The 25126-nt window shown below is 42.0% G+C and carries 30 protein-coding genes and 1 tRNA gene; 8 read left to right on the top strand and 23 right to left on the bottom strand.

Going from position 1 to position 25126, the window contains the following annotated elements; translation table 11 throughout:
• Nucleotides 1–31 precede the first annotated feature (31 nt).
• Nucleotides 32–1720: a DEAD/DEAH box helicase gene (locus J7I80_RS16380; protein WP_214739487.1), complete on the top strand. Its 1689-nt coding sequence runs from the start codon at nucleotides 32–34 to the stop codon at nucleotides 1718–1720.
• A complete protein-coding gene (locus tag J7I80_RS16375) occupies nucleotides 1698–2486 on the top strand; it encodes a YqhG family protein (protein WP_214739486.1) in 789 nt (262 codons plus the stop codon). The genes J7I80_RS16380 and J7I80_RS16375 overlap by 23 nt, the downstream gene beginning before the upstream one ends.
• A gap of 49 nt (nucleotides 2487–2535) precedes the next feature.
• Here the strand turns inward: J7I80_RS16375 and J7I80_RS16370 are convergent, their stop codons facing one another.
• Genes J7I80_RS16370 through comGA form a run of 9 tightly spaced genes read right to left on the bottom strand, consistent with a single transcriptional unit; the run spans nucleotide 2536 to nucleotide 7268 of the window.
• Nucleotides 2536–2718: a YqzE family protein gene (locus J7I80_RS16370; RefSeq protein ID WP_192470912.1), complete on the bottom strand. Its 183-nt coding sequence runs from the start codon at nucleotides 2716–2718 to the stop codon at nucleotides 2536–2538.
• A 41-nt stretch (nucleotides 2719–2759) separates the two neighbouring features.
• On the bottom strand, nucleotides 2760–3257 hold the full coding sequence (locus tag J7I80_RS16365; RefSeq protein ID WP_214739485.1) for a shikimate kinase: 498 nt from the start codon (nucleotides 3255–3257) through the stop codon (nucleotides 2760–2762).
• 16 nt (nucleotides 3258–3273) lie between these two features.
• Nucleotides 3274–3585: a competence type IV pilus minor pilin ComGG gene (gene comGG / locus J7I80_RS16360; RefSeq protein ID WP_214739483.1), complete on the bottom strand. Its 312-nt coding sequence runs from the start codon at nucleotides 3583–3585 to the stop codon at nucleotides 3274–3276.
• 59 nt (nucleotides 3586–3644) lie between these two features.
• Nucleotides 3645–4103, bottom strand: coding sequence for a competence type IV pilus minor pilin ComGF (gene comGF / locus J7I80_RS16355; RefSeq protein WP_285289156.1), 459 nt, complete (start codon nucleotides 4101–4103; stop codon nucleotides 3645–3647).
• A complete protein-coding gene (locus tag J7I80_RS16350; RefSeq protein ID WP_214739479.1) occupies nucleotides 4072–4392 on the bottom strand; it encodes a hypothetical protein in 321 nt (106 codons plus the stop codon). The genes comGF and J7I80_RS16350 overlap by 32 nt, the downstream gene beginning before the upstream one ends.
• Nucleotides 4376–4792 (bottom strand): competence type IV pilus minor pilin ComGD, encoded by a 417-nt coding sequence (gene comGD, locus J7I80_RS16345; protein ID WP_214739477.1) that lies wholly within the window; start codon nucleotides 4790–4792, stop codon nucleotides 4376–4378. The genes J7I80_RS16350 and comGD overlap by 17 nt, the downstream gene beginning before the upstream one ends.
• A gap of 20 nt (nucleotides 4793–4812) precedes the next feature.
• Entirely contained in the window at nucleotides 4813–5136 is a 324-nt protein-coding gene (gene comGC, locus J7I80_RS16340; RefSeq protein WP_214739475.1) for a competence type IV pilus major pilin ComGC, read from the bottom strand.
• A gap of 37 nt (nucleotides 5137–5173) precedes the next feature.
• A complete protein-coding gene (gene comGB, locus J7I80_RS16335) occupies nucleotides 5174–6205 on the bottom strand; it encodes a competence type IV pilus assembly protein ComGB (RefSeq protein WP_214739472.1) in 1032 nt (343 codons plus the stop codon).
• Nucleotides 6192–7268 carry a competence type IV pilus ATPase ComGA gene (gene comGA / locus J7I80_RS16330; protein ID WP_214739470.1) on the bottom strand — a complete coding sequence of 359 codons (1077 nt, stop codon included), beginning with the start codon at nucleotides 7266–7268 and terminating at the stop codon, nucleotides 6192–6194. Before comGA ends, comGB begins: the two co-directional genes overlap by 14 nt.
• Nucleotides 7269–7402: 134 nt before the next feature.
• Here comGA and J7I80_RS16325 point away from each other — a divergent pair.
• A tRNA-Gln gene (locus tag J7I80_RS16325) sits at nucleotides 7403–7474 on the top strand.
• A 230-nt stretch (nucleotides 7475–7704) separates the two neighbouring features.
• On the opposite strand, the gene J7I80_RS16320 is transcribed toward J7I80_RS16325, so the two are convergent.
• A complete protein-coding gene (locus J7I80_RS16320) occupies nucleotides 7705–8058 on the bottom strand; it encodes a Spx/MgsR family RNA polymerase-binding regulatory protein (RefSeq protein WP_214739468.1) in 354 nt (117 codons plus the stop codon).
• A 193-nt stretch (nucleotides 8059–8251) separates the two neighbouring features.
• On the opposite strand from J7I80_RS16320, the gene J7I80_RS16315 reads away from it, so the two are divergent.
• Together J7I80_RS16315 and J7I80_RS16310 are read left to right on the top strand one after the other, a co-directional pair.
• Nucleotides 8252–8953, top strand: coding sequence for a helix-turn-helix transcriptional regulator (locus tag J7I80_RS16315; RefSeq protein WP_192470902.1), 702 nt, complete (start codon nucleotides 8252–8254; stop codon nucleotides 8951–8953).
• A gap of 79 nt (nucleotides 8954–9032) precedes the next feature.
• On the top strand, nucleotides 9033–9278 hold the full coding sequence (locus tag J7I80_RS16310) for a DUF2626 domain-containing protein (RefSeq protein WP_023627332.1): 246 nt from the start codon (nucleotides 9033–9035) through the stop codon (nucleotides 9276–9278).
• A 227-nt stretch (nucleotides 9279–9505) separates the two neighbouring features.
• Here J7I80_RS16310 and J7I80_RS16305 read toward each other — a convergent pair whose 3' ends face one another.
• Together J7I80_RS16305 and J7I80_RS16300 are read right to left on the bottom strand one after the other, a co-directional pair.
• Nucleotides 9506–10597 (bottom strand): class I SAM-dependent methyltransferase, encoded by a 1092-nt coding sequence (locus J7I80_RS16305; protein ID WP_214739466.1) that lies wholly within the window; start codon nucleotides 10595–10597, stop codon nucleotides 9506–9508.
• A 170-nt stretch (nucleotides 10598–10767) separates the two neighbouring features.
• The gene (locus tag J7I80_RS16300; protein ID WP_214739464.1) at nucleotides 10768–11403 is read right to left on the bottom strand and encodes an MBL fold metallo-hydrolase; all 636 of its coding nucleotides are present in this window, start codon (nucleotides 11401–11403) and stop codon (nucleotides 10768–10770) included.
• 169 nt (nucleotides 11404–11572) lie between these two features.
• On the opposite strand from J7I80_RS16300, the gene J7I80_RS16295 reads away from it, so the two are divergent.
• Both J7I80_RS16295 and J7I80_RS16290 read left to right on the top strand, forming a co-directional pair.
• A complete protein-coding gene (locus J7I80_RS16295) occupies nucleotides 11573–12052 on the top strand; it encodes a hypothetical protein (protein ID WP_214739462.1) in 480 nt (159 codons plus the stop codon).
• Between the two features lie 112 nt (nucleotides 12053–12164).
• Nucleotides 12165–12338 carry a DUF2759 domain-containing protein gene (locus tag J7I80_RS16290; RefSeq protein ID WP_214739460.1) on the top strand — a complete coding sequence of 58 codons (174 nt, stop codon included), beginning with the start codon at nucleotides 12165–12167 and terminating at the stop codon, nucleotides 12336–12338.
• A 46-nt stretch (nucleotides 12339–12384) separates the two neighbouring features.
• On the opposite strand, the gene J7I80_RS16285 is transcribed toward J7I80_RS16290, so the two are convergent.
• From J7I80_RS16285 to J7I80_RS16260, 6 genes are all read right to left on the bottom strand, one after another.
• Nucleotides 12385–12702 (bottom strand): MTH1187 family thiamine-binding protein, encoded by a 318-nt coding sequence (locus J7I80_RS16285; RefSeq protein WP_214739458.1) that lies wholly within the window; start codon nucleotides 12700–12702, stop codon nucleotides 12385–12387.
• Nucleotides 12703–12726: 24 nt separating this feature from the next.
• Nucleotides 12727–13878: a YqgU-like beta propeller domain-containing protein gene (locus J7I80_RS16280; protein WP_214739456.1), complete on the bottom strand. Its 1152-nt coding sequence runs from the start codon at nucleotides 13876–13878 to the stop codon at nucleotides 12727–12729.
• A 232-nt stretch (nucleotides 13879–14110) separates the two neighbouring features.
• A complete protein-coding gene (locus J7I80_RS16275) occupies nucleotides 14111–16000 on the bottom strand; it encodes an LTA synthase family protein (protein WP_214739454.1) in 1890 nt (629 codons plus the stop codon).
• Between the two features lie 272 nt (nucleotides 16001–16272).
• Nucleotides 16273–17250, bottom strand: a complete 978-nt coding sequence (locus J7I80_RS16270; protein ID WP_214739452.1) for an ROK family glucokinase — start codon at nucleotides 17248–17250, stop codon at nucleotides 16273–16275.
• 6 nt (nucleotides 17251–17256) lie between these two features.
• A complete protein-coding gene (locus J7I80_RS16265; protein ID WP_214739450.1) occupies nucleotides 17257–17472 on the bottom strand; it encodes a YqgQ family protein in 216 nt (71 codons plus the stop codon).
• 548 nt (nucleotides 17473–18020) lie between these two features.
• Nucleotides 18021–19481: a spore germination protein gene (locus tag J7I80_RS16260; protein WP_214739448.1), complete on the bottom strand. Its 1461-nt coding sequence runs from the start codon at nucleotides 19479–19481 to the stop codon at nucleotides 18021–18023.
• Nucleotides 19482–19740: 259 nt separating this feature from the next.
• On the opposite strand from J7I80_RS16260, the gene J7I80_RS16255 reads away from it, so the two are divergent.
• Nucleotides 19741–20622 (top strand): hypothetical protein, encoded by an 882-nt coding sequence (locus J7I80_RS16255; protein WP_214739446.1) that lies wholly within the window; start codon nucleotides 19741–19743, stop codon nucleotides 20620–20622.
• Here J7I80_RS16255 and J7I80_RS16250 read toward each other — a convergent pair.
• From J7I80_RS16250 to J7I80_RS16230, 5 genes are all read right to left on the bottom strand, one after another.
• Nucleotides 20594–22132: a rhomboid family intramembrane serine protease gene (locus J7I80_RS16250; RefSeq protein WP_353050124.1), complete on the bottom strand. Its 1539-nt coding sequence runs from the start codon at nucleotides 22130–22132 to the stop codon at nucleotides 20594–20596. The two genes, J7I80_RS16255 and J7I80_RS16250, sit on opposite strands and share 29 nt — an antisense overlap.
• Nucleotides 22133–22280: 148 nt before the next feature.
• Nucleotides 22281–22478, bottom strand: a complete 198-nt coding sequence (locus J7I80_RS16245; RefSeq protein ID WP_214739442.1) for a hypothetical protein — start codon at nucleotides 22476–22478, stop codon at nucleotides 22281–22283.
• 156 nt (nucleotides 22479–22634) lie between these two features.
• Nucleotides 22635–23585 (bottom strand): L-lactate dehydrogenase, encoded by a 951-nt coding sequence (locus J7I80_RS16240; RefSeq protein ID WP_214739440.1) that lies wholly within the window; start codon nucleotides 23583–23585, stop codon nucleotides 22635–22637.
• Between the two features lie 190 nt (nucleotides 23586–23775).
• Entirely contained in the window at nucleotides 23776–24564 is a 789-nt protein-coding gene (locus J7I80_RS16235) for a DUF92 domain-containing protein (RefSeq protein ID WP_251027806.1), read from the bottom strand.
• Nucleotides 24554–25123, bottom strand: a complete 570-nt coding sequence (locus J7I80_RS16230; protein WP_214739437.1) for a 5-formyltetrahydrofolate cyclo-ligase — start codon at nucleotides 25121–25123, stop codon at nucleotides 24554–24556. Before J7I80_RS16230 ends, J7I80_RS16235 begins: the two co-directional genes overlap by 11 nt.
• Nucleotides 25124–25126 lie beyond the last annotated feature (3 nt).

Genomic DNA, 25126 nt, shown 5'->3' with positions numbered 1-25126 from the left:
ATATATTTATACTTTAAAAGAGGTGGATAAAATGACTCTGCAAATCAACTTTGATTCTTCCTGGCAGGACGAAATGGCTGAGAGAATTGAAAATGACGGACCCTGGGGAAATTGGGAGCTGTACAAGCTTGCCGTGGAGATAGAAAAACATACCATCATACCGGAATTTGAGGGTCTTCAGGCACCGGCGCATCTCCCAGAACTTACTCCTCTGCCGCATCAGCTGGAGGTAGCAAAGCAGGTTGTTGAAAACATGAACGGAAAAGCCATACTTGCCGATGAGGTGGGCTTAGGAAAAACGATCGAGGCTGGCTTGATTTTAAAAGAATACATGATCAGGGGCCTGGTCAAAAAAGTATTGATACTTGTTCCTGCTTCCCTAGTATCACAGTGGGCCATGGAACTTAATACAAAATTCCATATCCCCGCCATTGCTCAGAAGAAGAGTTATGTATGGGAGCAATGTGATGTTGTCGTCTCCTCAATCGACACAGCTAAACGGGCGCCCCACAGGGATATCATCAACAACTTAAATTATGACCTTATCATAATTGATGAAGCTCATAAGCTAAAAAATAACAAAACAAAAAACTATGAATTTGTCCAAAATCTCAAGAAGAGATTTTGTCTGCTGCTGACGGCCACTCCGATACAAAATCGGATTGAAGAAATTTTCAACCTTGTATCCCTTTTGAAACCAGGACATCTTGGCTCTGAAACGGCATTTTTTGATAAATATAAAAAGGACGCCAGATCAGTAAATGATGACGAACACCTTAAAGAACTAGTCAATAAAGTAATGATTCGCAACAGGCGCTCTGATACTGGTATCGAATGGACGAAGCGCCATGTAGAAACCATTCCTATTCAGTTTTCCGATCAAGAACGGGCACTGTACGATTCGATTCAGTCATTAAGAGGTTCCGAAAGCGGTCTCAGCTCCAGTCAATTCTCTTTAATGACGCTTCAGCGGGAAGCTTGCAGCAGCAGGGAAGCAGTTTTCTACACACTCAGAAACATGCTTCAAAGACAGGAGAATCCCTCAGTCGGTTTCCAGAATACGATCGCAAAGCTGATCAAACGTGTAGAGGCAGTAACAAAGAATTCCAAGGCTGAAAAAGCGCTTGAACTAATTCAGCAGATTGATGACAAGGTCATCATTTTTACCGAATACAGGGCCACCCAGCTATACCTTCAATGGTTCCTTAAGCAGCATGGCATCACCTCTGTGCCGTTCCGGGGAGGATTCAAACGCGGCAAAAAGGACTGGATGCGGGAACTGTTCCAGAAGAATGTCCAGGTCCTGATTGCAACGGAGGCAGGAGGCGAAGGGATCAACCTGCAATTCTGCAGCCACATCATCAATTTTGACCTGCCCTGGAATCCTATGCGGCTTGAACAGAGAATCGGAAGGATTCACCGCCTCGGCCAGGAGAAGGATGTAAAAATATATAATTTCGCAACAAAAGATACAGTCGAGGAACATGTACTGAAGCTGCTATACGAAAAGATCAATCTGTTCGAGAAAGTCATCGGTGAACTTGATGATATCCTGACAAAATTGGAGTTTGGCAATATCGAGGACCATTTGACCGATATTTTTGGAAAGTCGGCATCTGAAGGCGAAATTCGGATCAAGATGGAAAACCTGACCTCGATGATCCAGTTCGCAGAGGAAATGAAGGAGGGAAATCAGCGTGCAGCAACAGGAAATCCATAACTTTCTCGAAAAATATTTCACCGCGAATAACTGTGAATTGCTTGAAAATGACAAGGGGTATATGACAGTCCAGCTGACGATCGATCTTGACAAGGAGCTGATGAACCGTCCGTTTTACTGGCATTACCTTGAGAAGACAGGCGGCGTTCCCAATCCGATGAAGCTGACCTTGATCACGAATAAACAGCAGGCGCCAGAAGATATGAAAGGTGAGGTCATCCACTTTGGCTCACCACGGCTTCATCAAATCTTTGCATCGACTAAGAACCTGGCCGGTTATATCCGGTTATATCAAAATAATCAATTTCCTGCCCAGACACCGCTTATACCCTGGATAGGGCTGAATATGAAAATATCGTATCAATGTGACAGGAAACGCGATGTTTTCCATTCAATCGGGCTGCAGCTGATCAACGGAAGGATGGAAGAAGACTTTCATGATAAATTATTGAAGCTACCATTGAGTACAAAAATACCAGATTACGCCTATACACTTTCTCCATTAATCAAGCCAAAAAGCGGTGTTAACAGAATCCAGTCTTTTTTGAATGCAAGGGTTGAACAAGAGGACCATACCTGGGCAGAAGATGCAAGAAAACGCTGGCAGAAGGATTTGCAATTGCTGCATCATTTCTATGAGAATGAAGAAGAAGAATCTGATAGCTATAAAACCGAAAAATCTGCACTGCAGGAGCAATATGAACCAAAAATAAAAATCGAAATCGTCAACGGCGGATTGTTTTATTTAACAGAAAATGCTTTATGATTCTGAACAAAAAAACAAACCCGGCTCCTATTAAAGCCGGGTTTGCTTGTTATTTCTTTTTCTTTTTGATACTCGACATCAGCATGAATGGCAGAATGCCAAACCACCTGAACATAAAAGTGGCTTCTGCGTCTTTTTTTTCCTGCTTCATTCTCTGTCGTTCTTCTTTGGGCTGATCAATATATTTTACTACGGTCTGGGTTAGGTATTTTACGTAATCATTTGTTTTCATGGCTACACCATCCTTCGTTCCTTATCAAGTATAACCATGAGTTATTTTTTCATACGCTGGATGATTTCATCGACAATCCTTGAAACAGCTTTCCCGGAGGTATCTATTTCGATAGTAGCGGTCTCTCGGTATAACGGCAGCCTGCTATTGTATAGTTTTTCTGCAGCTTCTCTACTGTCTTTCCTTAATAATGGCCTGGTATCGTCATCTTTGAGCCTATCCATGATGACACGGACCTCAGCATGAAGGAAGACAACCACTTTTTCCTTTAAGAACAACCTGTTCTTTTCTGACCCAATAATTCCACCACCAGTAGCGACAACGACATCTGCTTCCGGCATCGAATACAATACCTCGGTCTCCAAGCGTCGGAATCCATCTTCACCATCAATGGCAAAGATTTCAATGATCGTCTTTCCGGCCTTTTGGACAATTTCCCGATCTGTATCGTACACTGGTACTTCCAGTTTATTGGCCAATTCCTGTGAAACGGTTGTCTTTCCCGAACCCATAAACCCAATTAGATAGATAGCATTCATTTCTTTAAATCACCTGTCACTTCTTTTCCCTCCATCTTACCATTGCGCCGGTATCCTTGTCATATTGGGCTATACCAAGAGTCTTTTCCCCGCTGGTGAGATTAAGGGTGAAGATGACTTCTTCCACACTCGCTGATACATCCCGTGTTTGAAAGGAAACATCTCCTGACCGATACTTCAATATACCTGAAGCCGGCAAGGAACCTTCACTCCTCATGGATTCAGTCTGTTTGACCGAACATAGCAAATAATACTCCTGCAGCAGTATCGTATCTGTTTCTTTTGTGAATTTTTTTCCGGCAATATAATTCTCAGTCAATATAAGCAAAGAAAATGACATCAATAGTAAAAAAATCATCGTCAGCGGATAGACAAAACCTTCTTGATTTATGGTTCCACACCCCCAGTTTGATAAAATTGATGGACCCTGACCTGATAATCCCTTCCTTTTAAATCCCTTGCCTTTATCTCTACTCCATCAGCTATTTTGCCAAAACTGAAGCTTGAAAGGTTTTGTACCAAGATTTCATGTCCCTGGAAATCCACCCTTCTCCGCATGCTGGAATTATACTTTTCATAAAGTATAATTTGACCATCAATCTTCATAAACAGCCTGTCAGGCTGGACAGTCATTTGCTGTGCTGAACGGATTTCTCTTTTTACCTGGCTGCTGAAGACCTCCCACTCCATTTGCCGCTCTAACGTCTCAGCAACACGATGTTCAAGGATGATTTTCATACCTAATGGCAGCATGGAGGCAATCATCAAAAATAGCATGACTGATAAAAGCATCTCAGCCATAGTGAAGCCTCTTTCACTCTGAAGAAGCACATTTTTTTTGGTCATCATAATGGACACAAACCTCCCACAAAGAATCTCCCCCATTCTTTGTGACATTAATATAATACCGGTCGCCATTCTGAGTAATATTTCCTCTGCCTGAACCGGTCCCAGTAATTTTTAAGTACATCAGTTCGTCATATAATAAATGGCTGGCTATCACATTTCTTTCGGACTCCATTGTCTGGTTGATGACATGTATGGCAATCGGAAGCAATACCGCAGCACCCATGAAAAACGCGGCCAATGATAGCAGCATCTCACTGAGAAAAAACCCATCATTCCTCCATAACATAAAATCTGCCCTTTCCAATCTGGATCATCATCTTATATTTTCTTGATCCTGCAGTGATATAAATAGATCCAAAGCTATCGATATTCCCATCAGGCTTATATTGGAACATTAAATTCAACGTCCCTCTTTCCACTTTGATGTCAGAAGAGTAATGTCTTTCGGCCAGAAATGGAGCATAATAATCCATTCTGTGGATATGGTAGGAATTATTTTCAGGCGTGAAATGGAAAGTAACCGTCTCTTGATGGGACATCGCGTATTGCTGGCTGTACAGAAGGTCGGATTTTAATTGTGAAAAGAATAGCTCTTTTTCGAGCATATCTTTTTGGGGTGTAAACAGGAAAGCAGATGTGAAGGAGAGCATCAAGAATGCCGAAAGCACAATCAGCATTTCGACCATCGTAAAACCGCCAGAGTGGTTCATTGGGTGGTTGCAGTGATCTCTTCTTTCCTAATCACCGCACCTTCAGGAGTAATCACAATGTCAGTACCGTCTGGACATTTGGAGCCTGTGTTTTTCAGGTATTTGCCCGTTTGAAGCTGTTCAAAGGTAGGAATTGCATTGTTGTCGATTTTATATGCCTGCACCTGTGCCTCGACCATTTTTATATAACCTTCACAACCCTTCGTATTTATTTTTGAACTATGTGAAGAGATATTCGGGACTGTAATAATCAGAAGAACAGAGATCACGAGCAAAACTATCATCATTTCAATTAAAGTGAAACCCTTTTGATTTTTCATTGTTCATTCTCCTTTATTTCTCATCTTTAATAAATGCTTATATGCCTTTCATCATCTGAAACATCGGTAGCAATATGGCTAGGTACAGTGAAACGACAAGCAGGCCAATGAAGCTGTACAAAATCGGCTGCACTGTTTTCATCGCACTTTCCGTTTTTTCTTCGAGTTCTTTCAGGCAATGCCTGCTGTAAAAATAAAGTTCCTGATCCAGCTTGCCGTTCTTCTGCCCATGCCTGATGATCCTCGGCAGCTCTGCTTCTAAAAACAAATACTCTCCAGCTGCCTTGTCAAAATCCTGGCCTGCAGCCAATTTTGAAATCATATCTTTCCCCAATTCCCTTGAAAAAGGTTCATGAAGGTTTTGTTCAAACACCTTCAATGCAGCTAGAACGGAAAGGCCTCCAGAAAACAAATAACTCAACTGTACTGAGAAATAGTGCGAGTAAAGAAGCCTGACAAATTTGCCGGCAACCGGAAGCTTCACAAGCATCGTTATTTGTTTTAGAGGATGGATGTTCTTAAAACTGATGAAGTAGTATAAAACGAGAAGTGTAATGGTACCAAGAAGGCCATATAGCAAGTATGGAAGAATAAAGGCTGCCGCCCCGATGGATTGCATGAATATATTCGGAGCCAGATTCATGTCTAAAAATAGGGAGTTGAATTTCGGAAGCAAAATCCTGTTGACGAAAAAGAATAAACTGAATGTAAGCATCAAGAGCACTACTGGGTATCCAGCAAGTCTTTTTAACCTCTGGTAGTCAGCGTCCCTCTTTATGACCATGTCACTGCCCTCAGTCAGGGTACGGGCCAGCCCGCCATGCTGTTCGGCAAAATAAACATAGCTGACTAGGTCCCTTTTAAAATTTAATTCTTCAAGAATCAGATATAGAGGAAATCCTTCACGCAGCTTTTCAAGGCTTCTTTTGACCTCCGCTTTTCTTTTCTTCTCTAAATAAAAGGTCATCGACTCAATCGCTTCTGCGAGAGAATAACCGCGCGACAGCAATTCTCCCGTCCTTTTGAGGAACCTGGCCTGTTCGGCGACAGGCCACTTACTCTCCATCATTGAGAACCCACCTCTGGTACTCTGACTCCTTGATGTACCCCAGTGCGATTCCTTTCCGGATTGCATCTTTGAGCGTCTTGTATCGATAGTTTTGCTGCTCCCCCTTTGCTTCCTTTAGAACAGCGGATAAATCCTTCCCCGTAAGGATTTCGAAGATATTTCCTCTTTTGCCGCTGCCTGATGAATAGCAAAACGGCGAGCAAGTTCCTTCGCAATACGGACACGTCAGTTCAACGAGCCTTTGTGCCGTTACTGCAATCAGTGTCTGTTCAATCTCAAGCCAATTGATCCCGAATTCAATCAGCCTGTAAATCGCTCCTCTTGCATCCCTTGTATGCATCGTTGTCAGGACGAGATGTCCTGTCAGCGAAGCTCTTATCGCCGTTTCGGCAGTTTCTTTATCCCGAATTTCCCCAACCATGATAATATCCGGATCATGCCGTAAAATGGCCTTTAAGCCAGCGGAATATGAAATTCCAGCCCGTTCATTGACCTGGACCTGCAGTACTGTGTCGCTCGGTTTTTCAATCGGATCTTCAAGGGTGATGACATTGCGATTGACTAAACCCGAGGTTTCAGAAAGCATGGAATAAAGGGTAGTCGTCTTGCCGCTGCCCGTCGGTCCAGTAAAAATGATCAAACCATGTGCGTGTTTTAAAAGGGAAATCAGTTTTTTTGATGTGGATGGAAATAATGAAATTTGGAAAGAAGGAGATTGATTTTGTTCGGGAAGGAGTCGAATGACCATGCTTTCACTCTGGTAGGCTGGAAGCGTGGATATCCTTAAGCCAATCTTCATTTCTTGGTATCGATAGGTAAAAGCACCGCTTTGGGGCCGTCTTTTTTCACCAATATCCATCGAAGCTGTGAATTTAAAGTGGGAAATGAGCCGCTCACAATCAGCCTGTTCAAGCGTATACCGGGGGAGAAGCTGATTGCCTAGCCTGAATTTAATCAGTGTGTCTTTCTCGCGAGGAATAATATGGATATCCGACGCGCCGCTTCGTAAAGCATCTTTCAAGACATTTTCCACTAACTGTTCAATTGATTTGACAATAATCATGCACCACCTTTTAAGTTATAGAAAAGGAATTCGCCAAACCCCCTTCTCTTCCTGCAAAAAATCGAACTTAAATATGTATAAAAAGTGACAAATCTATTTATAATAACTACCGTAACGTCAGCAAGTCATATCAATGGGCTATAGCCAAGCGGTAAGGCAACGGACTTTGACTCCGTCATGCGTTGGTTCGAATCCAGCTAGCCCAGCTAACCAAAAAAACGGAAGCGCGTGCTTCCGTTTTTTTGTTGACTATGGTTGTATTAACCCAACTCAAGCACTTGTCGGGGCTGACCAAGGCGCTTGCGCTTTTTGTTGTCCAGCTACAGCGCCTAGCCCCTCGAGTCACTTCGGTCCGCCCAATGAAGTCAAAGAGCGACTTCACCGATCGGCCCTCCAGCGCTTGTCGGGGCTGACCAAGGCGCTTGCGCTTTTCTTCTTATTTCGTTATTTTTTTTAAAGCATCAGGGTTAAAACCAACAATTAGCTTTTTCCCGTCTGTCAAAATCGGTCGTCTAAGCAGCTTCGGCTCCTCAATGACAAGCTTGATTACCTCTGAAAGGGGCAGTTCTTCCATATCCATCCCCAGATTTTTATAGGTTTCTCCTCTTGTGGCAAGCAGTTCATCCAAGCCTTCTGTCGTCAGTGCTAAAATCTGCAGTAATTCTTTTTTTGATGGAGTATCTTTGAACATATGACGTTCATTGAATTTCACGCTGTTTGAAACCAGCCACTTTTTTGTTTTACGGCATGATGTACAGCTAGGATAAGAATAAAACGTCAGCTCTTCCATTTAAGTTACCTCCTGGCGAACAAAATTATCTTATATACATATTGTATAACTTTTGTATAACATTTGTACACTACTTTGTCATCATTTCGCCATTTAGTTGTGAACATTTTCTAAACATATAGTGTAAACAGTGTAAACCTTATTTTCCTCTGTATTATAATGAAGGCAAATTAGTGGTCTGAGGTGAACTAAGGTGGAGCAAACATTAAAAATTACAAGTGTATTGTCTGACCCAACGCGTTATTATATTTATCAATACATCACAAAAAGGCATAAGGATGTTACTGTACAGGAAATCGCCGATAATTTTGATATCCATCCAAATGTAGCAAGGTTGCATTTATCAAAACTTGAAGATGTGAACATGCTGATATCCGAAACTAAAAAAACCGGCAAGGGCGGCCGCCCAAGCAGATTGTACCGCCTTTCAGATGAAGTGATCCAGCTGCACTTCCCATTCCGTGATTATCAGCTATTGTCAAAAATCGCAATGACAACAATGATGTCACTAGGAGAAGCTGGTAAAAAGGCATTATACATGACAGGAAAACGCTTTGGTGAAGAACTGATGGACCAAGAAATATCCCGCCATCCACAAATGTCTGCTGAAATGACGTTTGAACATAAATTGAATTCAATTAAGAATGCTGCGACTCTTGCTGGATTTTACCCCGAATTCGAACCTAACAGCGAAAAGACAAGGATTTACTTCCAGATCTTCAATTGTCCTTTTAAGGAAGTAGCAATGGAGCATACAGAAACAGTCTGCAATATGCACTATGAATTCTTGCGCGGAATGTTCGAATCCCTCTTTGGTGAAATCGAGCTGATCGAAAAAGAGAATATGTTCACAGGCTGTGACTCTTGTTCATATCAAGCTGTTATTGCACAATAATCAATCCTTGTTTACTTTTCACTCCACTTTACTTTATAATATGATAGTGATGGACTTGTAGGGTAAAGGAGGGATATCTTTGGATCGTATGTACAGAGTTTTAGGATTCTGGACGGGAATCTTTGCTGTCATGTTTTTCTTGGGTGACATGTATACGACGTCCTTGATTTTCTTTGGTCAAACTGGATTTTTCTTGTTATTAAGTTACTTGAAACTGTCTGAGCGTATGTACATTTACGTCTTCGGCGCATACTTAACGATTTTCTTTGCTGGATTTACTTACTGGTCAACATTTATGATGCCATTAGGTGGAACTGGACATTGATCAATTGTTACGCTCAAGTAAGAAAAGCGCAAGCGCCTTGGTCAGCCCCGACAAGCGTTGGAGGGCCGACCGGGGAAGTCGCTCTTTGACTTCATCGGGCGGAACGAAACGTCGCGAGGGGCTAGGCGCTAGAGCTAGACACTAATCTAAGTGGAAAAAATTATACTTTCTTATGCAGTAAAAAAGCGATGGATATCCATCGCTTTTTTTATTTTCTTTCGTGTATATTAAAATAGTTTTTCATTCAGGCTGCCCATTCCCTTTTCCTGGATGAGGACATCAAACGACTGGCTGATCCCTCCTGGCAGGATCAGGCTTCGGATTGCGCGATTGCGCTTGCTAGCTTCAGAAAACGGATTAGTATCGTGGTGTTCCGCCAGCTCATCCAATATCCCTGCAGCCATCAGGAACTCATCCTGTCTCATCTTCCGCACGAAATTCAGGCCGTATTCTTCACCAATGATTTTAAGCGCGTCAAAATGTACATGACTTGTCAGATCCATCTCCCCTGGATGCTGCAAAACATCATGAATCATCTGGTGCTGGTAATATCCCCTCAAGCTGCCGCGCCTGCGCGTTGTGTGCATCCACTCTTCCTTCGTATAACCGTAATCCACAGTCACCATGATTCCCTTCAAGAAGTGCTCTGCGATCGATTTCATGAATGGTTCATACGTAAGGGGTATCTCCATCCTTTGACCTTCAGTCAGTTCAATTTCCTGGTCGTTTAAGAAAGCGGTAATTCGATTATCCATTACCGGAATCATGATCTCTTTTAATTGACCATTATCATGGCCAATGAAAACTTCTTTTACAACACTCTGGCTTTTTTCGACGACATGAACAGGAAAAGCATCAAATAATTCATTTGAGAAAATCAGCCCTTGTTCCATCCCTGTTTCTTCATATGTATCTGCATGAAGGATGTCCACATTTTCCAAGCCGTCCAATTCAGCTGCCTGAAGCTTTCGATGATATGGACTCGCTTCAACAATCCAATAGCTAAGGCGTTCATCATTCAATTCACTCCAGCCTTGTATAAATGCCCGGGCAAAGCGTCCATTACCAGCTCCTATTTCACAAACAGACGGCGGCAAGCCTAGCGTTCCAGAATTTTTCGCAAACCATTTCCCGATCAACTTGCCAAATATATCAGCTACATTGCTCGATGTATAAAAGTCTCCCTTTTTGCCGATTTTCTGGCGTTCTTTTATGTAATATCCTTCCTCCGGATGATAAAGGGCAAGCTCCATATACTGTGCATAAGAAATCATTTTTTCCGGGGAGGCTTCAATAAACTCTTTGATTATTTCTTTCATAATAACTCCTTGAAAAAAAGTTTTCACTATTGACATAGTGTTTTCGATATTATATTGTTTTAGTAGTAGCTTAACTATATCCCCTCCCATGATATGAATAGAACATCCCCCAGGAAAGCCCTTCTCTTTGAGAAGGGCTTTCCTAGTTTCTCTTTAAATCATTCTGTCCTTTAAAATCCGTTTAAAAAAGGATTAGAATCCATCTCTAAACCAATAGTGGTTGTCGGTCCGTGTCCGGGAAGCACCTCTGTTTGTTCCGGCAATGTCAGGAGCTTATCATGAATGCTTTTGATTAATTGATTATGATTGCCGCCCGGCAAATCCGTCCTTCCGATGCTTCCATTAAATAGAGCGTCTCCCGCCAGGACAAACTCCGCATCAGAAAAATGAATCGATATGCTGCCAGGAGAATGCCCCGGTGTTTCAAACACTTCGAATTTAAAGCTGCCAAGTGACATGACACCTTCGTCTTTGATCAAGTGGTCAGCAGGACGCGCTTTGATCGGCTGGTTTAGCATGAAATGCCTGGAACCATTTAAGGCAGGGTCCGATAGCCAGTCCTTTTCTTTTTCATGGATATATACCTTGATTCCGTATTTATCCCTAATTCTATCCACCGCGCCGATATGATCGAAATGAGCGTGTGTCAGCACAATTGCTTCCGGTTTTAATTCAAGCTGTTCAATCACTGTTGCCAGCTTTTTCGGATTGTCACCTGGATCGACAATCAGGCAAGATTTATTTTCATCATACACAATATAGCAATTTGTTTGTAAAGGACCTAAGGGAATCTGTTTCCATTTCATTAAAAATAGCCTCCAGCTTCTAGTGGTATTATTCATATATTTATTTTACACTATTGTCAGGCAGGTTTTCAGTATTTGCGGATGAAAAGCTTATAAGCCTTGATAAAACTCAAGGCAGGGGCTGGAGTCGGAAAACCGGTTTCAAATAAAAAATGGAGGAGAGTGTAAATTGCAAACTTTCATTGGGGTTGAGGCAAACTCTATACTTTCTGAACTGCCTGAATTTGAACAGTTTCTTCAGTCAGCAGTCCCTCCTCATTTTGTCCATGGAAATATATATATTTACGGACAGCAGCAAATGGCAGATGCAGCTTCAGGATTGCTGTCAGAAGCCGATCTCTTTGAAGAAACGCATCAAATGATAAAAGTGGAAGGAACATCTGGAGCCGATTTTTACGATTATGGGTTCTCTGCTGGACCTGATACTTATTTGTACACTACTGATTTGTCAGCCTTCAGGTTGACAACAGGCGATAACACCCAGCTTGAAATGGCTCTTATTCAGCTGGAAGAACATCTTGTTTATACGTCTGCAGAAGGGATTTATTTTACATTAGACCATTATACTGACCTTGTAATGGGTATAGTAAAGGCATATAAGGTGAAAGTTGAGTTTTTAGACCTCGACAAATGGTGTAAAAAAATATAAAATATAAAACGAGTGTATGCTTGTCATTACATAACAGGCTGCCGCCTAAATTTCAATCAACTTATTCAACAAACAGGCTTAATGTCTGCCTAATTATGAAGGGGGCTTTATCATGGGATTGGCAATTATCTTCGCTTTAGTCACACTGCTTGCCGGTTATGCAACTTTCTCGGCGCTTAAAAACAAAAACATTCTTGGAATCGTTTTTGGTGGAGGAACTTTCTTGGTTATTGGCTGGTTCACAGTCATGACGGTCCTTAACTCTGGATTCCCAGTAGCGCATTAATTTTAGACACAGAAAAAGACCACCCGTTATAGGTGGTCTTTTTCATTTAGTCCTTTTTCAATAATTCATTTACCCTGTCTACCTTATCCTCCATCCTTCTTTTCACGTCACGCCTGTCGTCAATCCGGATATTTGTAGCTACTCTCTGGATCCCGGCATTGAAGGGCGCTTCGTGGATGGCCTGGATTACCTCAAACAAGACGGGCAGTTCTCCTTCAATCAAAGTGTTCATTGGCGTAAGTTGGTAATGGATTTCTCCTCGTTCCTCATACTGCTTAAGAATTTTTTGGATATCTGCTACATATGAACTCACACTTGGCGTCTGAGTTCCGATTGGTATAACTGTTACATCAACGATTGCCATCAAAATCTCTCCTTGGAAACTCAATTAGTTAACTAGACTAAAAATCTCGTTTGTCTCGATATTCAAGACTTTTTCGAGCTGGAAACCATACAGGCACATCTCTCCGGAAGGTGAGCAGGAAAGTGGTTCATTGGCCAACTCGTTAAACACAACTTCCTCTTTTTCGGTATCTATATGATAACGCATCAAGTTAAATCCACCTTCATAAAGGTCAGCATCTCCCTGACTGTTTGCTCTCAAATAGATAAAATCCTTCCCATTTTCCATTAAATCATAAAAAGGAACGACCCATCCAGAAAAAGAGGTTAATAGCGGCGCTGTAAATTCAGCGACCGGTTTGCCGCCATCCCTGATGAATGTATACAATCCCTCTTCATTATCATTGACTTTGACAGTCATTAAATACGGCCCAAAGGAATCGAACTGGTATACATTTTCATATAAGGTTTCAATCTTTTTTCCCTTAAAAGAAAACGAATTTAATGGTGCCGTAAGAGACATCCCTTCTTCTTCCCATTCCTGATAGACAAGGACATCCTCAGATATCCATCTTACAAATGGTTCGGGAAGTTTGACTTCATTGAGCTTATTGTTCCTTAAATCAAGTAAGTAACTGATGAAATCCCAATCTGCTGTAAAAGCAGAGATCGCTAATAAATTCTCATCGAATGGGTTCCACTCGAAAGTTATTTCATAGGATTGAATGCTGGTAGAATACATCTCTTCACCTGACAAGTCAATAATAGTCAGGTGTCCTTCTTCTGATGCCCCGCTATGGATCAGCACCTTGGTTCTTTCTGGACTTGGTACCGCGTTTATGATTGGCTGCGCACTTGTATATAGTAATGTCGCTTTTCCTGTTCCAAGATTGTAGGAATATAATAAGGAGGTACTTTCTCCTTTATTTGTAACATAGAGGATTTCTGAATCACTAAGCCAGCCTGCTGATTTATAGAATTCCTCCTGCTCGCCAATACGAATCGGAAAAATATCCGCTCCCAAAAACGAAGGACCTGGGTGTTCCTTCACCCTTTTCAAACTATGACCAGCTCTTTCGTGCAATGAACCTTCAAGTTGTTGAGAGCAGCCAGAAAAGATTGATGCAGAAGTGATGATGATCATCATCGCCCATATAACATAAGGTGTATGATATGTACTTACCTTATTGCCCTTCACCTCTACACCCCCATTTTTAACCATGTATATATCTGTACGTTATAAACCAATAAATGTTTCAATGAATTATGAAAAATCAGCAAAAACATTGCCCGGTATTTTTAAAGCCGGAAACCAGCTATTGCGCACTATGTAATATCTCATTGATTCAGGCAAATTACTACTCTTATTTTGTATCTTCCATAATAAAAATCCTGCACCCATAATATTAAGGTGCAGGTTTTAAAGAATTTCACTTATTGGATTTAGGGGAACCATTTTCTTTGTTTGCATCTTGCTCGTCATAAAATCTCAGCAAGTCTCCATAAATGATTTTATCGGAGAACTCAAGCTCGTTCTTTGCTTGTTCAAAGAAAGGCTCACAAGCTGCTTTGTCGGTCGGCTCGCCAGTTGTCTTATCGTAGCAAGTTTCTCTTGTGAATACATAATCCTTAGTGATGAAACTGCCATCTCGCAGAACAGCGAAATCACGTCGGTTCTTCGAGAATAGATCGGAACCAAAATCGATGTTATTCTTAGTGTCGATTCCCAGCAGGTGAAGGATCGTCGGCTTAAGGTCAATCTGTCCGCCAACCGTAGGCATTGTCTTGCCCTCATGGCCAGGAATGTGGACGATCAACGGCACTTGTTGCAGCTGAGTGCTTTCAAAAGGGGTAATTTCCTTGCCTAGATATTCACCCATCGCCTTATTATGATTCTCCGAGATCCCATAATGATCACCATATAAAATGATGATTGAGTCTTCGTAAAGTCCTTCATCTTTCAATTCTTGTATAAACAGTTTAAGAGCCTCATCCTGATAACGAACAGTTGGGAAATAATTATTGACTGTCTTATCATTTGACGTATATGGTTCGATAAGGCGGTCTTCCTCATTCAGTTCGAAAGGGAAATGGTTCGTCAATGTAATGAACTTAGAATAGAATGGCTTCGGCATAGCCTTCAAATGATCAACTGATTGTTGGAAGAACTCAATATCTTTCATGCCCCAGCCTACTGAATTTCCTTCTTTCACTTCATAATCAGGAAGCGAATAGAAGCGCTCGTATCCCAGTGATTGATACATGATATCACGGTTCCAGAAACTCTTGTTATTCGCATGCAGAGAAGCAGTGAAATATCCGTTTTCATTCAAAATTTCAGGTGTTGCTGTATATTCATTTCCGGAATGCGTAAAGAATACTGCTCCTCTGCTTAGTGGATACAGTGAATTCTCAACCAGGAATTCGGAATCTGAAGTCTTTCCCTGACCGGTCTGGTGATAGAAATTGTTGAAGTAATAACTTTCTTTTATGAAATCGTTCAGGAAAGGCGTAATTTCTTCTCCATTTACAGTTTGGTCTATGACAAAATCCTGTGTGGATTCCATGGAGATGAGTATCACATTTTTGCCTTTAGCAGCACCAAACATCTCATCGTCCGGCGGTAAATAATTTGCACGAACATAGTTGTCGATGTCAGCGAGCTCACTGCCATCAGCCATTGCTCTCTGTGCGGATGACTTCGATTGCAGGAAAGCATCATATAAGTGGTAATTGTAAGTCCCGATATTTTTTACCAGCATTTCTCTGTCGAAAGTTCTAGTCAACAGCTGTGGACGCTCAGTTTCAGCCATTCCAAGATTAAAGAATGCAATCGCGATCGCCACAAGGAAGAACGCTCTGCGGTCCACTTTGGAATACTCGCGGAATGTGATGACATTTGGCTTGATTTTTAATAAAATGGCCAACGCGAGCAAATCAGCAAAATAAAACAAGTCACTGATGTTGATTAATTCGGTGACGCTGCTGCCCAAATCACTCATATTACTCGTCTGGAAAAGCACGGGAATCGTCAGGAAGTCATTGAAGAAACGGTAAAACACAACATTAGCGAACAAGACTGCTGAAACTATGAAACTTGTTATCAGAATGTAGCGTTTCTGGGCCTTTTCCTTCATGAACATGCTGATTCCAAGGATGACCATCAGGAAACTTAAGGGATTCATGAGCAGGATAATTTCCTGTCTCCAGTTCTCAATTTTTATATCAAAGCTAGTTTTATAGGCAATATAAGTCTTTAGCCAAAGCAGGATTGTCGCAATCGCAACAATAGATGCTTTAGTCCAGGTATTCTTCTTCATTTGCTTGTTACCTCCCTGTCAAAAATAACAGATATGGGGATTTTTAGGTTATTTTTTCCACTTGCTCAAGAATCAAAGATAATCTTAATACTTTTTTTTCTAAAAAGCAAACAAAATCAAAGTAACAAAGCATAGACCAATTACTGTGATTTTCCACTATTTTAGACGAAATAAACCTATAAAAGTTTCAGGAATGTCCAAATTCCGAAAATTGAAACTTTATACACATAAAAAAACAGGGAGTTTTCTCACAGAAAGCTCCCTGTTACCAGTTATTCTTGCCCAATTTTGTTCTTGACCAGCCATGCTGCGCCAATCACACCTGCATCATTACCCAATGTGGCGATACTGATTTCAGTTGATTGCGCTACTCGAGGAAAAGAGTTGCGCAAAAATTGTTCTTTTATTGGATTGAGAAGGATGTCACCAGCTTTTGAAACTCCGCCGCCAAGCACGATTTTTTCCGGATTCAGGGTATTGGCGATATTTGCAAGTGCAATTCCCAAGTGCAAAGCCACTGAATCAATGACCTTCATAGCCAATTGATCGTTTCTTTTTGCAGAATCGAAAACATCTTTAGCTGTAACATAGCCAGTTTCCTTATATACTGCTGCCATTTCTCCGGTTGAGGCTCCATCGTTCAATGCTTCAGTGGCAATCCTGACAATTCCAGTTGCGGAAGCAATAGTTTCAAGGCACCCTGTTTTACCGCAGTTACACGGCGCTCCACCTTCAGCCAGTGAAGTGATATGGCCGATTTCACCAGCAGCACCGCTTACCCCATGAACGATATCCCCATTCGTGATCACACCGCCGCCTACCCCTGTTCCCAGGGTGACACATACAAGATCCTTGGCGCCGTTTCCTGCACCTTTCCACATTTCTCCCAATGCCGCACAGTTAGCATCATTATCAATTACGGCCGGAAGCGAGGTTTCTACTTCAAGCAAGTCTTTCAAAGGATAAGGTTCTCTCCATCCAAGGTTCACTGCTTCAAAAATCACACCAGTCGTAAGATCCACTGGACCAGGAGCACCCATGCCGATTCCGATGATTTCACTCTTTGAATGACCTAATTCCTCAAGTTTCGCATCAATCGCCTTAGCAATATTGACGGTTATATTCTTCCCTTCGTCTGAAACATCTGTTGGGATCTCCCATTTATGCATAATTTCACCGTACATGCTTATGAAAGCAAGTTTGGTTGTTGTACCTCCTAAATCTACACCTACAAGCCATTTCTCAGCCATTTTCTGTCACCTTTTCTTATTTACGTTTTTTTCTGTTTCCATCCGGATCTCCTGCCGTAAAAGCAAAATCGCAGTCTGGTAATCTTTTGTCTCAATCAATTGGGAATTATAAAGTTCTTTCAGTTCGGCGGTCATGAGTTCTAAATCCGCCACTCTGTCACCTATGTAAATAATTGTCCCGAATTTTTTCAGGAACTGCTGGATGTCATAAATCGTTTTCAAAGTAATCCCCTCAATGTTTGTGAAAATAAGAGCATGTTTCCATTACTTAAGTATAAAGGATACTCCATGCCTCCTCAAGTATACTGGAGAAGATTTTATGACAAATACGAAAGCGTTTTATCCATTTTCAAGCTTTTCTATATCAAGCTAAATACGATTAGCACCAAATGTACCCTTATGGGAGGCGATGAGTCTTCAAAAGGGTACGATTCTTGCCTTATTGTACCCTTATAGACTGGGATTGCCCTTCATAAGGGTACGATTCTTGCCTTATTGTACCCTTATAGACTGGGACTGCCCTTCATAAGGGTACGATTCCCGACTAATTGTACCCTTATATACTGCTATTCCCCTTCATAAGGGTACGATTTCCGCTTAATTGTACCCTTATCGAAGGCTATGACCCTTCATAAGGATACGATTCCCGCCAATAAGCTCTTTTATAGATAAATAAACACCTGACAATGATGTCAGGTGTTCAGGCTGTAGTTGATTTCGATGAGAATCTTATTGCCATAAGGTAAAAATCCGTAAGCGCTGTTTTTATCTTACCGATCTGGATCCTGAGGTTTCAGGATCCGCGGCCGCCTGTTCTTTAGCGGAATGGGTGACCGGACGAGGACGTCACGGAACGCTCTTGGGTTGAACGGAATGAATGGCCACAGGTAAGGTACACCGAAGGATTTCATTCTTGCGAGCAATATGATGAACAACACGATCCCGATCAGGAATCCGTAAAGCTGGAATGCTGCAGTCAATATAAGCAGGAATATCCTTACAAGCCGGTTTGCCAGGCTCATTTCATAACTTGGAGTTACGAAGGTTCCAATTGCCGCGATTGCAAGGTAAAGGATGACTTCATTTGTAAGAAGGCCAACTTCTACCGCCACTTGCCCAATCATCAAAGCAGCGACAAGTCCAAGCGCCGTTGCCAGGGAGGTCGGTGTATGGATCGCGGCCATCCTGAGTATATCGATTCCAATTTCAATCAGGAAAAACTGTAAAAACAAAGGAATTTGACCAGGATCATTCGGTCCAATAAAGGCCATTTTTTCTGGCAGCAATTCGGGTTTGACTGCGAACAGGTACCATAAAGGAAGCAAAAACAAAGATGCCCAGACAGCCATAAACCGCACCATTCTCAGATAAGCGCCGACAAGCGGCTTATTTCGGTACTCCTCGGCATGCTGTAAATGATGCCAAAAGGTTGTCGGAGTAATCAGGACACTGGGTGATCCATCAACAATGATGCAGACATGCCCTTCATACAAATGTGTTGCCGCAGTATCTGGACGCTCTGTATACCTCACTGTGGGAAATGGATTCCAATGCTGGCCCGAGATAAACTCCTCGATTGTTTTCTCCCCCATTGGCAATCCGTCCGTATCAATCTTACTGATGGAGTCCTTTACTTTCTTAACCATTTCAGGATCGGCAATATCTTCTATGTAACAGACAACTATATCCGTTTGCGACCTCCTGCCTACCTGCTGGTACTCCATTCTTAAAGTGCGGTCACGGATTCTCCTTCTTGTAAGTGCAGTATTGAAGACCAATGTCTCGACGAATCCGTCTCTCGAACCTCTTACTACCCTTTCTGTATCTGGTTCCTGCGGTCCCCGGACAGGATAGGTTCTCGCATCAATCAAGATGATTTCCGCAACTCCATCTACCGCCAGTGCCGTAGGGCCAGCCAACACCATATCCGCCACCTTATCAAGATCGTCAGTTGTTTCTACCTCTACATAAGGTATGTACGTCTTGACTAGCTTCTTGAGGGTTTCCACGTCCAAAGCTCCTGGCTCAAGCTTCGCCAGTAATTGCATGATATAGAGCAGGATATCATCTTTTACAAATCCATCGACAAGAAACAATGCCATTTCTCTGCCAGCGTACTCGACGTCCAGCTGGATGACATCAAAACTTTTGCCAATTCCGAGTTCTTCTCTTAAAAACTTAATATTTTCTTTCAGATTCTCATGTACGGGATGCTTCACTTTTTCTGACATATTAACCAAACACCTTTCATTAAGGCTCATCTATAAACTTTGTTGTTATATTCAAAGAGCTTATCGCAACTGGATCAGGAACGAATCGAAAAAATAATTGCGCGAGCAGTCAGTTTATAAATGCTGCCCATTATTTTCCTGTCCACTTCTTTCACCATCTTAGACAAATAAAGAGAAAATCATACTTAATTGCATGTGTTCCGGACAAGTATCATATAGTGGTTATACCGACTCCTGACAATATGAAAAGGGTGAGCTAATGAAAAAGTATTTATTTTTGGGGATTAGTGCACTGGCTATAGCAGTCTCTGCTTTGATGATCCAGCTCCAGAATACAAACAGTACGGAGGAGACCATCACTTTCTTCCCATTGAATGATGCAGTAAAGTATAAAAGCGCAAGCACGTCGTTAGCGTTACAAAAAGATAAAAAGAATAATAAACATGTAGTTGATTGGAAGGTACAGTCAACTTTGGACCAGGATGCATACTTGAGACAGGATATGGGGCTCTTGTTTGTAAATGGTCTATTGAAAGGAAAGTTTGCCAAGTGGGAGCAGGAGACAGCGGATTTAGAGCAGCAAGATTCCATTTCACGCGGGGAAAGCGCAAAATATGACGCCATCACTTTTCATTATTCGGAACTTCATGGTGACGGGGATAGAATCACAAGCTCGCAGAGGATGTCTGATGATATGCTATATGTAATTGATTCTCCTTTTAGCCCACTTCAGTCCTTTTCGGTCGCTAAAAGCAAACAGGAGAAAGAATGGAAGAAAGTTCTTGACCAGAGCGTAAGTAACACCCTTTATAAAAGCTTAAGCAAGGCTGAAAAAACGTATGATTTTAAAGCTGTGAATTATATAACTGTACCACTCGATACAATCAGACAGTACGAAGACCAGCCTCTAAAAGGTTTTACACAAAAGGAAACTGCCAATATCCTCGGGAAGCTCTGGGAAGGATTGTATAAGAATTATTACCTGGGCATAAAAAAAAGCAATGGCACTGTCGTTGATCCGATTGACAGTACCATGCCTATGATTCTGGTTTCAAGAGATAAAAGCCATCTGCTTGTTGTAACGCAAACTGCTTCTGGTGAGGGCATCGTGCTTAAGCAGCTTCTTCAAGGTAGCGATTGATCTGCTCAAGTGTTGTACGGTAACTTTCTTGCCCTGGATTTAACTCTACCGCTTTTTCAGCATAAGTTTTGGCTTCCTTCAGGCTCTTTTCATCAAAATAAATCAAGGCCAGATTATAATAAGCTTCGTGGAAATCAGGAGCCAATTCAATAACCTTTAGAAGATTACTTTCTGCTTCTTCAAGCTGGCCCAGCTTTATTTCTGTATAAGAAAGCATAAATAATGATTCTGCCGAAAGTGTTTCCTGCTGGCGAAAATCTGTCAGCAGCTTATTGGCCTGCTCATACTCTTCCGCTTTTACATGCTGTTGTGCAAGAACCAATATGGATCTTTCATCTACTAAATTTGCTTTTCCGCTGAAACCAAACTGCAATGATAAAAAAATGGCCGCAACGGAAATAACCAGGAATGCTCCTTGAAGCATTGGGCGTTTCTTTTTAGGAAGGTGAAAAATGCCAGCTGTTGCGAATCCGCCAACAAGTCCCCCTATATGTCCTGCATTATCGATTCCAGGAATGGTAAAGCCAAAAGCAAGGTTGATGCCAAGAACAACAAGAATATTCAGTCCCAATGTCCTCCAAAAAAGCCTTGGCTTGGCGACACCAAAATAAAGTAAAGCGCCAAAGCAGCCAAAAATCGCGCCGCTCGCTCCTGCAGAAAGATTCGGACTGAAGATGAAGCTGGCCAGCACACCGCTGAAGCCAGAAATAATATATATAAACAAAAATCTCATATTGCCGTATAGCCGTTCAACCATCATCCCTAAATAGTATAAAGCGAGGGTATTCATGAACAAGTGGAGGAATCCAATGTGGATGATAATCGGTGTGAAAAAGCGCCACCACTCTCCCTCAAGTATCAGCGGGTTGAACTTTGCGCCGAATTTTATCAACGTTGATGTATCCGTGCTTCCTCCTGCTGCCTCAAGAACCAGGAACATCAGCACCTGGACAGCAATAAATAGATAGGTGAAAAAGGGTTTTCCATAATTAAATACAGATTGTTCTTCTTTAGCTCGGCCAACCGCTTTGGAGAGGGCATTTCTCTTAGTAGACTCTACATCATCCACAGTAAATTCCTCTGCCAGCTCAATCTCGATTTGGCCGTCAAACCTATTTTCTATTTTAATTAATGCTTCTGACGCATTGGCCCTATCCACTAAAATAGACTCAACCGTTACCTTGCCATTATCAGAAAGTGCCGGTTCGGCGATCCTGAACTCATAGTCATCAACTGGGGGATAGACACTAAAATAAAGATTGAGAATCTTCAAGTCCCCTTTAGCCAGTTTCCTGCGGATTCTGTCTCCATTCTCCGCAGTCATTCCAATATCGCGAAGCAGCCAGTTGCTCCAATCAAGATTATAATGCAGCAGGCGAACAACCTGCGAATGCTTGTTTTCTGTCTTTTCCAGCCACAGCTCTCCGTGTTCCTGAGATATCTGGAGGATACGATACTCCTTCTTCACAATCAGGAATTCCGCGACCTTCCATAACAAATACTCTTCCAAAAAAGCCAACTTCTCCCCTACTTTCCTGCTCCGGTCCCAGCCGTTAATATGTATTTTCTTTTTCCTCTATTTAATTATTATAAACTAAAGCTTCAATACCCAGATATTAATAGCCCTCCGAAACAGAAAAAGACCCGACAAGGTCTTTTTACTGATACTCTGAAGGTCCTGAGAACAATGAATCCATCATTCTGCTCCTAATACCAGGCATGCCCATGATTGAACCCACAGCCACCCGGCGTAAAAACCTGTTGCCAAGAAGCATATTCATGAGCCTGTACCTATTCTCAAAAACAAAATATCCTGCCAGTCCAAGCATGAAGATTGAGAGCATTTTCCTTGCCATATATATCCCTCCCTTTTTATTTTGGTAATAAACCCATTTTTTTATCCACTCAACTTTAAAATCCACTGTAACAAAATGTGTATATATAATAGAAGAAAGCGGTTGCAAAGTATTGAATATGAAAAAATAGGCTGCAGTAATCAGCAGCCCATTTTTCTATCCTTTTATGACCGGTTCCATCACTTTCCTTAAAACTTCTACAGAATGGTCAAATTTCTTTTGTTCATCTTCATCCAGAGACAGTTCGACTATTTCCCGGATGCCGTTGCGATTGACGATAGCTGGAACTCCGATATAGATATCTTCATGGCCATATTCACCGCTTAGGTGTGCTGAAACGGTTAATATTGAATTTTCATCCTGGAGAATCGCTTTAGTCAGTCTGACAAGCCCCATGGCAATTCCATAGTAGGTAGCACCTTTACGCTGGATGATATGATAGGCAGCATCACGTACATTCGTAAAAATTTCCTCGAGGTCATCGTGCTTATAATGTTCCTGATCTTTCATCATTTTGGCGATCGGCTTACCGCCTATATCAGCATGACTCCATACAGGCAATTCTGTATCACCATGCTCTCCTATGATATAGGCATGGACGTTCCGAGTATCTACCTTGAAATAGTCTCCTAGCAGGAAACGGAATCTTGCGGTATCGAGTATTGTCCCTGAACCTATTACGCGTTCCTTTGGCAGGCCGGAGTATTTCCATACAGCATAAGTAAGGATATCGACAGGGTTTGTTGCAACAAGGAAAATCCCGTCAAAACCGCTGGCCATGATTTCATCGACAATGCTTTTAAATATTCTTGCGTTCTTTTCCACAAGGTCGAGCCTTGTTTCTCCAGGTTTTTGATTGGCCCCTGCACAAAGTACAACCAAATCTGCATCTTTGCAATCAGCATACGAACCAAACCAGATTTTCGTCTGGGAAGGAGCGAACGCCATGCCATGATTTAAGTCCATGGCGTCCCCTTCTGACTTTTCCTTGTTAAGGTCAACAAGCACTAACTCTTCCGTTACTCCCTGATTAACCATCGCAAATGCATAACTTGAACCAACGAAGCCTGTTCCAACCAGGACAACCCTGTTTACATGATTTTTCATCCAGATACCACCTTGTTTAATTTACTCTTTAATTAGATTGTACTTTTTCTTAGCAACTGAATATATGGCTAATATTCTTAGTAAACGTTATCATTATAAACATTTTGTTACATTTCAATTCTATTAGTTTTCCTTGATTGCAGCTTCTACGCCTGAATCACTTGACTTCTAATAAACCAGATGAAAGAAATTAAAGAATGTTATATAAAGACATTCCCATAATAGCCACTGTAAAACCTGAGATGAAATTCACAGCGTCGTTGTTTATTCTGCTAAAACCTGATATCTGCTTAGTTGGAGTGGAGCAATGGATCATTTTTTCAGTAGGCAAATGACAGCGTACACATTGGAATCCTGCCTGAAGGTAGGCACCAAGCAATGTATCCAGCAGCGACCCTGCCACCCCGAATAAAAACACCAAGAACACCCATCCAGATTCCATACCGAATAGATATCCAGCGGTTAAGGCAATCACCAGAGACCCTGCGGCAGTAGCTGCTGTTCCAAATCCTGAAACTGCACCCGAGGTTCCACTCGGCACCCTTTTAAAGGATTTGATCGATACTGGCTGTTGTTTGCTTAACACGCCCAGTTCTGATGCCCATGTATCTGCATTGGCACTGGCGATGGAAATTGCAAGGACAATGAGCCAAACCGGGTCGGGTGAAATAAAATTGGCCAGACCCGCTAATGCTGCGGTTCCCCCATTTGCAGCTACCTGGGCCCAATCCCTTGCCGAGTCCTTTTCATGTATTTCTACGAGGTGTTCCTTCCTAATACTGTTATACCTGGACAGGAGGCTGGAGGTGAGAAAGAAAACCCCCAATAAGATAAGTCCCTTTAAATCGAAGCCAGCCCATATTAACAGCCCTGTCAAAAAGGCGGCAACAGCTCCCGATGGTTTCAAAAATTTAAAATATCCTGAAGCTGCCGAGAATATTGCAATAAATCCAATTACCAAGAGCTGGTCAGTCTCCAATGATGATAACTCCCTCGCTGGTGATTATTTTCGCGACCGCAATATCATGGTTTTCAACGGGAACCTTAGAAAGAATCTGGTCTTTAAACGCCAGAGAAACCGTTTTTCCCTGATAGTTTGCCAGAAAACGATCATAGTATCCTCCCCCGAATCCAAGCCTATAGCCGTTCTTTGAAAAAGCGAGTCCTGGGACGACCACTAAGTCTATCTCATCAGGGTTCACTGCATTCGTTTCGGAAACAATTGGCTCCAATAAACCATAATAGACTGATTCAAGTTCAGAAAATCGCTTCAGTTCCCTGAAATCCAATTTCCGCGGATTTGGTTCGCACTTTGGGACGACGATCCTTTTTCCCTGCTCCCAGCCCTTCCGGATAATTTGGAAGGTATCTACTTCTGGAGCTTTCGAAACAGTTACCGCTACTGTTGAAGCTTCCATCCATTCGTCAGTTTTAAATAGCTGCTGCGCAACCTTGTAAGACAGGTCTTCGTATTGAGGCAGGCTAATCTCTGATAACTTTGCTTTAATGCTCTTTCTCAGATCTTTTTTTGCATCCATTCA

The organism is Bacillus sp. ISL-41 (assembly GCF_018613235.1).
Lineage (GTDB): Bacteria > Bacillota > Bacilli > Bacillales > Cytobacillaceae > Mesobacillus.
This window is presented reverse-complemented; position numbering and strand designations above follow the sequence as displayed.